The organism is Sneathiella sp. (assembly GCF_041689005.1).
Classification (GTDB): Bacteria; Pseudomonadota; Alphaproteobacteria; order Sneathiellales; family Sneathiellaceae; genus Sneathiella.
Genome location: NZ_JBDNHC010000058.1, coordinates 1 through 8820 on the forward strand (window position 1 = coordinate 1; position 8820 = coordinate 8820).

Annotated in this window: 10 protein-coding genes; 6 read left to right on the forward strand and 4 right to left on the reverse strand. The window is 55.6% G+C overall.

Features of this window, described 5'->3' with window-relative positions:
- The 3 genes from ACESNI_RS06645 to ACESNI_RS06655 form a co-directional block, all read left to right on the forward strand.
- Positions 1-426 (forward strand): OmpA family protein (locus ACESNI_RS06645; RefSeq protein WP_373085753.1); only part of this gene is annotated, 426 nt, incomplete at its 5' end.
- On the forward strand, positions 426-1361 hold the full coding sequence (locus ACESNI_RS06650; protein WP_373085755.1) for a glycosyltransferase family 9 protein: 936 nt from the start codon (positions 426-428) through the stop codon (positions 1359-1361). The genes ACESNI_RS06645 and ACESNI_RS06650, both read left to right, overlap by 1 nt.
- Positions 1358-2419: a glycosyltransferase gene (locus ACESNI_RS06655; RefSeq protein ID WP_373085756.1), complete on the forward strand. Its 1062-nt coding sequence runs from the start codon at positions 1358-1360 to the stop codon at positions 2417-2419. The genes ACESNI_RS06650 and ACESNI_RS06655 overlap by 4 nt, the downstream gene beginning before the upstream one ends.
- Here ACESNI_RS06655 and ACESNI_RS06660 read toward each other — a convergent pair.
- Positions 2416-4215, reverse strand: a complete 1800-nt coding sequence (locus ACESNI_RS06660; RefSeq protein WP_373085763.1) for an ABC transporter transmembrane domain-containing protein — start codon at positions 4213-4215, stop codon at positions 2416-2418. The genes ACESNI_RS06655 and ACESNI_RS06660 overlap by 4 nt on opposite strands.
- 174 nt (positions 4216-4389) lie before the next feature.
- Here ACESNI_RS06660 and rpmE point away from each other — a divergent pair, with 174 nt between their 5' ends.
- Positions 4390-4611 (forward strand): 50S ribosomal protein L31, encoded by a 222-nt coding sequence (gene rpmE, locus ACESNI_RS06665; protein ID WP_373085757.1) that lies wholly within the window; start codon positions 4390-4392, stop codon positions 4609-4611.
- Between the two features lie 78 nt (positions 4612-4689).
- Here rpmE and ACESNI_RS06670 read toward each other — a convergent pair whose 3' ends face one another.
- Positions 4690-5136: a DUF1465 family protein gene (locus tag ACESNI_RS06670; protein WP_373085758.1), complete on the reverse strand. Its 447-nt coding sequence runs from the start codon at positions 5134-5136 to the stop codon at positions 4690-4692.
- Positions 5137-5353: 217 nt separating this feature from the next.
- Here ACESNI_RS06670 and ACESNI_RS06675 point away from each other — a divergent pair, with 217 nt between their 5' ends.
- Positions 5354-5800, forward strand: a complete 447-nt coding sequence (locus ACESNI_RS06675; RefSeq protein WP_373085759.1) for an Hsp20 family protein — start codon at positions 5354-5356, stop codon at positions 5798-5800.
- Positions 5801-5956: 156 nt separating this feature from the next.
- A complete protein-coding gene (locus ACESNI_RS06680; RefSeq protein WP_373085760.1) occupies positions 5957-6949 on the forward strand; it encodes a succinylglutamate desuccinylase/aspartoacylase family protein in 993 nt (330 codons plus the stop codon).
- Positions 6950-6962: 13 nt separating this feature from the next.
- Here ACESNI_RS06680 and rfbD read toward each other — a convergent pair whose 3' ends face one another.
- Both rfbD and rfbB read right to left on the reverse strand, forming a co-directional pair.
- The gene (rfbD, locus tag ACESNI_RS06685; RefSeq protein WP_373085761.1) at positions 6963-7814 is read right to left on the reverse strand and encodes a dTDP-4-dehydrorhamnose reductase; all 852 of its coding nucleotides are present in this window, start codon (positions 7812-7814) and stop codon (positions 6963-6965) included.
- Positions 7811-8820: dTDP-glucose 4,6-dehydratase (gene rfbB, locus ACESNI_RS06690; protein WP_373085762.1), on the reverse strand; the 1010-nt coding region annotated here is incomplete at its 5' end. The genes rfbB and rfbD, both read right to left, overlap by 4 nt.

Genomic DNA, 8820 nt, shown 5'->3' on the forward strand with positions numbered 1-8820 from the left:
AAACTGCGTCAGGTGTTGAAGGACCGGTCTGGGATTAGCATCGTCGGCGACCGGTTCGTCTTCCAGTCTGAGGTTTTGTTCGACGAAGGGCGCGCCGAACTTGGGCCCCGTGGCCGCGAGGATATGGCGAAATTTGCTGAAACCCTGCTCAGCATTGCAAAAGACATCCCCCCTGAAATCGACTGGATCTTGCGTGTCGACGGCCATACGGACAAGCAGCCTATTAATACCAGCCGTTTCCCCTCCAACTGGGAATTATCGATTGCCCGCGCTCTCTCGGTGACAAAATTCCTGATTAGCCAAGGTGTGCCGCCCGCACGACTGGCACCGACCGGGTTTGGGGAATTCCAGCCCATCGATCCTCGCGATGATGAAATCGGCTATCTCCGCAATCGCCGGATTGAGCTGAAACTGACAGAAAGATAGTGACCAGCCAGACCAAGAATATCCTCGTCATCAAGCATGGGGCGCTTGGCGATGTCATTCTAGCGCAGTCGCCATTTCAGGCAATTCGCGCCTTCCATCCCGATGCGCATATAACACTGCTGACGACCCGGCCGTTTGCAGCCTTTCTGCAAAAATCCGGCCTGTTTGATGATGTCTGGATTGATGAGCGGCCGAAAATCAGCCAGCCCGGCAAGTTGCTCGCCCTGATACGGAAATTGCGAGCGGGACGTTTTGACCGCGTCTATGACCTGCAGACCTCCACCCGATCGAATTCCTATTTCCGGTTCTTCTCGCCCGGTAAAAAGCCGGAATGGTGCGGCATTGCCAAAGGCTGCTCGCATCCACATACCAGCCCCTCACGAACAAAAATTCATACGATCGAGCGACATGCCGATCAATTAAAGCTTGCTGGAATCGATCAGATGCCTGCTGCCGATTTCTCTTGGGCCAAGTCCGATATCTCAAAATTTGAGCTCAAAGCCCCCTATGCCCTGCTGGTGCCGGGCGGGGCTGCCCATCGCCCGGAAAAAAGATGGCCGGCGAAATGCTTCGGTGAGCTGGCTGCCTATCTTGACGGCAAGGGCTTGACAGTTGCCCTCATCGGCGGCCCGGCCGAGGCCGAGGCCATCGCCACAATAATAGAAATTTGCCCTGCGGCAAAAGACCTGTCTTGCCAAACCGATTTTGGCGATATCGCCGCACTGGGATCAGAGGCAACCGTCGCCGTGGGCAATGATACGGGGCCATTGCATTTAATCTCGGCTGTCGGCTGCCAAACCGTCGTGTTGTTTTCCCGTGCCTCCGACCCCACGCTGTCGAGACCCCGCGGGCCACAGGTGCGGGTCATGCAGAAAGATAGTCTCGCGGACCTGTTGCCCCTGGATGTCATCGACCAGCTGGTTCTGGATAAGTGAAACAGGAAACAAACAAAAAAACGGTTCTCTGGTGGGGCCGTTTCGATGCCGACTATGCCCGCAACCGGATTATGCGGCAAGCATTCACCAGCCTCGGATGGCGGATCATTGACTTCCGACCGGGAATAAGCGCCCTCGCCGCCCTGGAGGCGACGCTACGGGCCGTTAAGGCACCGGACCTGATCTGGCTTCCGGCCTTTCGCCAACGGGATGTCCTTGCCGCCGCGCAATGGGCGCGCGGTAAAAATATCCCTCTCGTTTTTGATCCAATGATTTCCGCCTATGATAAGCAGGTGTTCGAGCGGCGCAAGTTTCCCGTTGAATCGAAACAGGCAAAAAAACTGCTCGACTGGGAAGGAAAATGTTTTAATGCCGCCGATATAGTGATTGCCGATACCGCCGCCCATGCTGATTTCTTCGAAGAAATGTTTAACCTCGCCGCCAATAAAATCAAGGTGGTTACGCTCGGCGCGGAGGACACGCTGTTTTACCCGGCGCCGATGGTAGAAAAATCGCCGCGGCAACCGTTTGAGGTCCTGTTCTTTGGCAGTTTCATTGGCCTTCAGGCCCCTGAAATCATTGTCGCGGCGGCAAAAATCTGCACGGCACCGGTTCAATGGGCCTTTGTCGGTGATGGACCGTTGCGTAAAACCTGTGAAGCCGACGCCGGAGATCATTCATCGATATCCTTCTCCGGGTACCTGCCCTATGCCGACTTGCCTGCCCGCATCCATCAGGCCGATGTCCTGCTCGGCATTTTTGGCACCAGCGACAAGGCTGCCCGGGTGATTCCCAACAAGGTCTATCAATCCCTTGCCTCCGGCCGGACCGTCATTACCCGGCAATCCAGCGCTTACCCCGAGGCCGAGACGCAAGGATTGCTACAAATACCTCCGGGAGACCCAGAGGCCCTTGCGCTCGCTGTCCAGCAGCTTTACGACAGGCGCGAGGATTTACCGGCGAGAGGCGACGCAGCGCGGCTCTATTACGACCGGTTTTTCAGCAATGAAAATCGTGAAGGACAACTTGCCGCCCTTCTCGACGGCTTCGCCGCTTAAGCGGATAACGCGCTCCGGCCAGTGTCAAACTGCAGTTTTGCAAGCCTGGCATAAAGCCCATCTTCGCGCATTAACTCGGCATGGGTTCCCTGGTTCACCACCCTGCCATTCTCCAGAACGACGATACGATCCGCATTCAGGACCGTGGCCAACCGATGGGCGATCACCAATGTTGTCCGGTTTTGCATCAGATGTTCCAGAGCAATCTGGACAAGCTGTTCACTTTCCGCATCTAGCGCCGAAGTTGCCTCATCCAGCAGCAAAATCTGCGGGTCGCGAAGGATCGCCCGGGCAATGGCAATACGTTGTTTCTGACCACCGGAAAGCTTAATCCCTCGCTCGCCGAATTCTGTCTGGAACCCCTCCGGCATCGCGTCGATAAAATCGGCTGCCGCGGCCGCTTCTGCGGCAGCGCGAACCTCCGCATCGGTTGCATCAGGCCGGCCATAGCGAATATTATTCAGGGCATTATCCGCGAAAATCACCGCGTCCTGCGGGACTAGCCCCATCAACGCGCGAAGCCGAGTCGGGTCCACCTTGGCAATATCTACGCCGTCAATAGTAATGGTACCGGACTGCGGGTCATAAAACCGGAGCAGCAACTGGAAGATCGTGGTCTTTCCCGCACCGCTCGGGCCAACCAGCGCCACTGTTTCCCCCTTGTTGACCTCCAGCGATACCCCGTTCAGCGCCGCTGTGTCCGGACGTGAAGGATAGCGGAAGGTCACATCGTCAAATTGAATGCTCGTCTTGATCCGGCTGGTAATCGGCCTCGGGTTTTCAGTCACCGCCACTGTTGGAACCTCGGCAAGCAGTTCGAGCAGCCGCTCAGACGCACCGGCCGCCCGTTGCAGGTCGCCCCAAACTTCACTGAGTGAGCCCATGGACCCCGCGACCACCACCGCGTAAAAAACGAAGGAGCCGAGTGTTCCCGCTGACATGGTCCCGCTAACCACAGAGGTCGCACCACTCCAAAGGACGAAATCTATGGCGCCGAAAATCAGCAGAATCACCATCGCGGTCAGCCAGGCGCGGGCCTTGATACGCCGCATGGCGATGCCAACGCTAAGCTCGACGTCGGCGCCGAACTGAAGGCGGTCGTGCTCCTCATGCGTATAGGCCTGAGACGTCTGGATGGCGCGCAAGGTCTCGTCGGCCCGGGAACTGACATTGGCCACGCTGTCCTGATTGGCGCGGCTCAATTTTCGTACCTGACGGCCGAATACGATAATCGGGATAATAATAAACGGCACCACCAGCAGCACCATCCCGGCAAGCGTCGGGCTGGTATAGATCAGCAGGGCAAGCCCCCCGATAAACAGCAGGAAATTCCGAAGCGCCACCGAGATAGACGAGCCGATCACGGTCTGGATCAATGTCGTATCTGTGGTCAGGCGAGAAAGCACCTCCCCCGTCCGGGTTATTTCGAAAAATGCCGGATTGAGCGTAAGCACATGGTTAAACACAGCTTTGCGGACATCCGCGATCACCCGCTCACCAATCCAGGAAACAAGATAATACCGGCCAAACGTGGCGATGGCGAGGACAGTAACGACCCCCATCAGACCAATAAAATAGGGATCAAGATCAAGGGATTTTGCCGAAAAACCCTTATCGAGCAGAAGCCGGATCGCCTGCCCGATCATGAGCGTACTGCCTGCCGCGAAGACAAGGGCGATCAGGGCCCCGACAACCTGTAGCCGATAGGGCCGCACGAATCGCGCCAGTTGCCAGAGCCGGGTGACGACCTGCTTCGATTTATCCGTATTGTCCGCCTCGCGGTTAGTGTCGATCAAGTCAGTCACGTGCCTTGTCCGGTTTCTCACAGTTCATAGTGCATGGGTGTAAAGGTCAGCGCCGAGAATGCAAGAAAAAATACGGAAAAATAACATCTTCGCTTGCCATAGAGGCAAAGCTTTAATATATACCGCGCTTAGTGAATTTTAGCGTCCCCAAGGGGGTGAGTCGATATGAAAAAAGATATACATCCAGATTACCATACCATTTCTGTTCAGATGACTGATGGGACGACCTTCGAAACCCGCTCCACCTATGGCAAGGAAGGCGATGTTCTGAAGCTTGATATCGACGTCAAAACGCATCCTGCCTGGACCGGTGGCGCGCAGCATCATCGCGAAGACGGACGGGTGGCCAAGTTCAACAAGCGTTTTGCAAGTTTCGGCATCAAATAACCCGCTGACGATAAACCGCTTCGAGATTTTCGGATAAGGCGCCTCCAAAGGCGCCTTTTTCTTGCGTGGCATAATGTCTTACCCGTGGCGCTTTTGGTAGGCCTCCACCCCCTGGCGGTCAAGACGGGCAACGCGCGCGTAGAGCTTTTCGCTCCGATCGAGCAGGGATTGTAGACCGGCCGGCAATAGCTGGGCGTCAACGGCAACTTCCGTTGGCAGGCATACATCGGAATGTTGCAAATGACATTCCGGTTCCTGCGCCTGTTCGACTGATATCTCCCCCGTCTGCAGCGCCCGTTGGAACATCAGCCAGGACATGCATTCTGTCAGGCGGGTCGTCAGTCTGAGCGATTCCGCCGCGTAGCCAAAACTAACCTCTGACGGCAGGGATTTCAGCGCCGCCTGACCGGGGCCTGTCAGATAATCACGGGTTTCCCGGATAAGCGACAATACTTCATCATAAGTACGGGAGAAGAATATCGTTCCGGACTTCTGGACTGTCCTGTTATCCCCGCGCGTACTCATGAGTTTCCCTTGTTTCTCACATGGAGGCGTTATGCCCAAGGTGTTTATTGCCGTAAACCCTATCGTGCAAAAGTTAATTTTTCCATATTCCGGTCCCTTGAAACCAGTGGATAACTCCATATATATTTGCTGTCAGGTGCCTATAAGGGCCTGATAATCAGGGTTTTGGCCATCATGGCAAACCTAACATATTGCTTCTTTCAGGAGGATATTAAAGATGCGTACTTTTGACTATTCCCCCCTTTTGCGTTCAACTGTCGGCTTTGACCGCATTGAACAACTATTTCGTGGACTGGAACGTGCCTCGAGTGAAAATGGTTTTCCGCCCTATAACATCGTGAAGACAGACGCGGATAATTTCCGTATTACGATGGCTGTCGCCGGATTTACGGAGGATGAAATTGATATTACCGCGAGCCAAAACTCCCTAAAAATCTCCGGGAAGTCGGCCAAGGAAAAGGACGACGGCGAATATCTGCATCGGGGTCTTGCTGCCCGTTCGTTCTCGCAGAATTTCGAACTCGCGGAGACCATCAAGGTGGTCAGCGCCACCATGGAAAACGGACTGCTCCATATCGATCTTGTTCGCGAAATCCCGGAGGCGTTAAAGCCCCGCACCATCGAAATCGGTAAAGGCAAGCTTATCGAAGATAAAGCCGCCTGATTTCAGCCGATGAAACAAGAATAGCCCGCCCCTCCGGCGGGCTATTTTTTTGCTCTGACAGGGGCGTACATCAATTTTCTGGTTTACATCCGCCCACCGTAATGGGCTATGATAAAGGTCCGCCCTTCTCGTCTCATCCAACAGGTGCATCTGACCATGTCTTCGCTTATTTCCAGCACAATTGATCTTGATAAAGACGGCATCCAGCACGGCTATCTTCAATTATTGCATTCCGTTCATCGATCCGCCTATGGCTATATCCCGATCCCGATCGCCAGTCTCAAAAATGGTGACGGCCCGACGGTGTTGCTGATGTCCGGCAACCATGGCGACGAATATGAAGGCCAGGTTATTCTTTCCTCACTGATCCGCACTCTGCCGCTCGATCAGATACGCGGCCAGTTGATTGTTTTGCCGATGGCGAATTTTCCGGCGGCCGAGGCGGGCCTGCGCACTTCCCCGCTTGATCAGGGGAACCTTAACCGGTCCTTTCCCGGAAGTGAAACCGGGTCCCCGACCCAGCAAATCGCCCATTACATTGAAAATACCCTGCTGGAGCGTGCTGATTTCCTGTTTGATCTGCATTCCGGGGGCAGCTCCCTCTTCTACCAGCCGACCCTTCTCTTCTCCGTCACCAAGGGTGACCCGCACCTGGAAATCAAGCAACAGATCGAGAAGGCATTCGGCCTGCCCTACACCCTTTATTTTGAGCGCAGCAATGCGGGCAGCTTTTCCTCAGCGGCGGCCTTTCGCAAGGGTGTCTGCAGCATTCTGACGGAACTTGCGGGCGGCGGCACTGTGTCAAAAGGACTGCCGAAACTGGCCGGTGACGGCCTGATGCGGGCTCTGCACCGCATTGGTGTCTTGACCACCTCACCGGAACCCGTGACGACGACAGGCCGGACCTTTCTTGCCGAGGGTAGTATCTTCGCCAGCGAGCCCGGCGTTTATGGGCCGCTTGCCGATCCGGGCGACGATGTTGAAGTCGGACAACCAGCAGCCCTTATCCACCGGCCGGAAACCCCTGGCCGGGAACCGGTGGAGCTTTTTTTTGAGGATACAGGCGTCATACTTGCCAAACGGCAACAGGCGCGGGTTATCCGGGGTGACTGTCTGTTCCATATCGGCCAGAGTGAGAAGCAGGGCTGAAGCCGTGATCTCGCTATAACTGCGCCAAAACTTCCGCTAATGCCGTCCGCCAGTCTGGCTGATCAATACCGAAAACCCGTTTAATCTTGCCGCAATCCAGGACAGAGTTTTTCGGGCGCCGGGCGGGTGTCGGGTAGTCCTTCGTCGGGATCGGGTGAAGAACGGGTCCATCGCGTCCAGCAAATATGGCGCGGGCGAAGCCATACCAGGTAACCGAAGGCGCCCCGCAATAATGATACAGGCCCCAGTCCGTAAAATCCGGCTTTGCTACCCGCTCGGCGATGATAAGCAGGCTTCTTGCGATGTCGGTGCAGGACGTCGGGCCGCCGGTCTGATCGTCGACGATATTGAGCTCATCGCGGGTTTCCCCCAACCGTCTCATGGTGGTGACAAAATTTTGCGTGCCCCCAAACACCCAGGCAGTCCTGAAAATGATAAATTTGCCGCTGGTTTTGAGAATACGCCCCTCTCCCTCCGCCTTGCTCTTGCCATAGATGCTGAGCGGTGCGACAGGATCTTCTTCCAGATAGGCTCCGGTTTTCTCGCCGTCAAAGACAAAGTCTGTCGAGATATGCAAAAATGAAATGTCCAGCTTTTTGCAGGCTTTTGCCAAATTCTCCGGCCCCTTTGCATTGATGGCGAAGGCTACCTCTTCATCGTCTTCGGCCTTATCGACAGCCGTGTAGGCGGCTGCGTTGATAACGCAGTCCGGATTATGGAGCGGCAGGGCATCAAGAACGGCCTGCTTATCCGAAATATCGAGCGCCCGACGATCAAGCCCGATCATGTCATGGCCGGCGGCGGACCCGAGGTCCTGCAGCGCTGCCCCGACTTGGCCACCGGCACCGGTTACCAGTATTTTCATCCGCCCGCTTTCCCCAGCCCCAGTCTTTCCTGGGTATAGTCCTTGGCAACAGCCTTCACCCAGTCGAGATTATCGAGATACCAGTCAACGGTTTTCTCCAGACCCGTTTCCAGGTCCAGCGATTGTGACCAGCCGAGCTCGGTTTCGATCTTCGTGCAATCGACCGCGTAGCGGGCATCATGGCCCGGCCGGTCAGTGACGAAACGGATCAGCTTCTCATGTGGGGCGCGGTCGGGAAATCTCCCATCCATCACCTTACAGATGGCCCGCACCATGGCAATATTGGTTTGCTCGGCACGGCCGCCGATCATATAAGTTTCACCAACCTTGCCGTCCTTCACCACCTGTTGCAAGGCCGTCGCATGGTCCTCGACATAGAGCCAATCGCGAATATTCTCGCCCTTGCCATAGACCGGAAGGTCCTTGCCCTGCAGCGCGTTCAGAATGACGACCGGCAGCAGCTTCTCCGGAAACTGGTAAGGGCCGTAGTTATTCGAGCAATTGGTGACCAGAACCGGCAGGCCATATGTGCGGTGCCAGGCGCGGGCGAGATGGTCGGATCCGGCCTTGCTTGCCGAATAGGGCGAACTCGGATCATAGGCACTGGTTTCGGAAAACTTTCCCTCCGCGCCAAGCTCGCCATACACCTCATCCGTCGAGACATGGAGAAACCGAAATGTTTTTTGAACCACTTCATCCTGTTCCCGCCAGAACTGATAGGCCGCGTCCAGCATGTTAAATGTCCCGACAAGGTTGGTCTGAACAAAATCCGCCGGGCCATCGATGGAGCGATCAACATGGGATTCCGCCGCCAGATGATAGACCGTCGTGGGCTTGTATTTCATAAACAGCGCCCCGATGGCGGCGCGATCGCAAATATCGGTTTCGGAGAAATGATATTGCGGGCTGTTGCTCACCGGTTTCAGGCTTTCAAGGCTCCCCGCATAGGTGAGCTTGTCGATGATCACAACATCATCCTGTCCTTTGGCGATTAAATCCCGCGCAA

Excerpts from the sequence above, each read along its gene's own strand:
- rfbD (WP_373085761.1), bottom strand. The coding sequence starts at position 7,814 with ATGAAAATACTGGTAACCGGTGCCGGTGGCCAAGTCGGGGCAGCGCTG.
- rpmE (WP_373085757.1), top strand. The coding sequence starts at position 4,390 with ATGAAAAAAGATATACATCCAGATTACCATACCATTTCTGTTCAGATG.
- ACESNI_RS06670 (WP_373085758.1), bottom strand. The coding sequence starts at position 5,136 with ATGAGTACGCGCGGGGATAACAGGACAGTCCAGAAGTCCGGAACGATA.
- ACESNI_RS06680 (WP_373085760.1), top strand. The coding sequence starts at position 5,957 with ATGTCTTCGCTTATTTCCAGCACAATTGATCTTGATAAAGACGGCATC.
- ACESNI_RS06675 (WP_373085759.1), top strand. The coding sequence starts at position 5,354 with ATGCGTACTTTTGACTATTCCCCCCTTTTGCGTTCAACTGTCGGCTTT.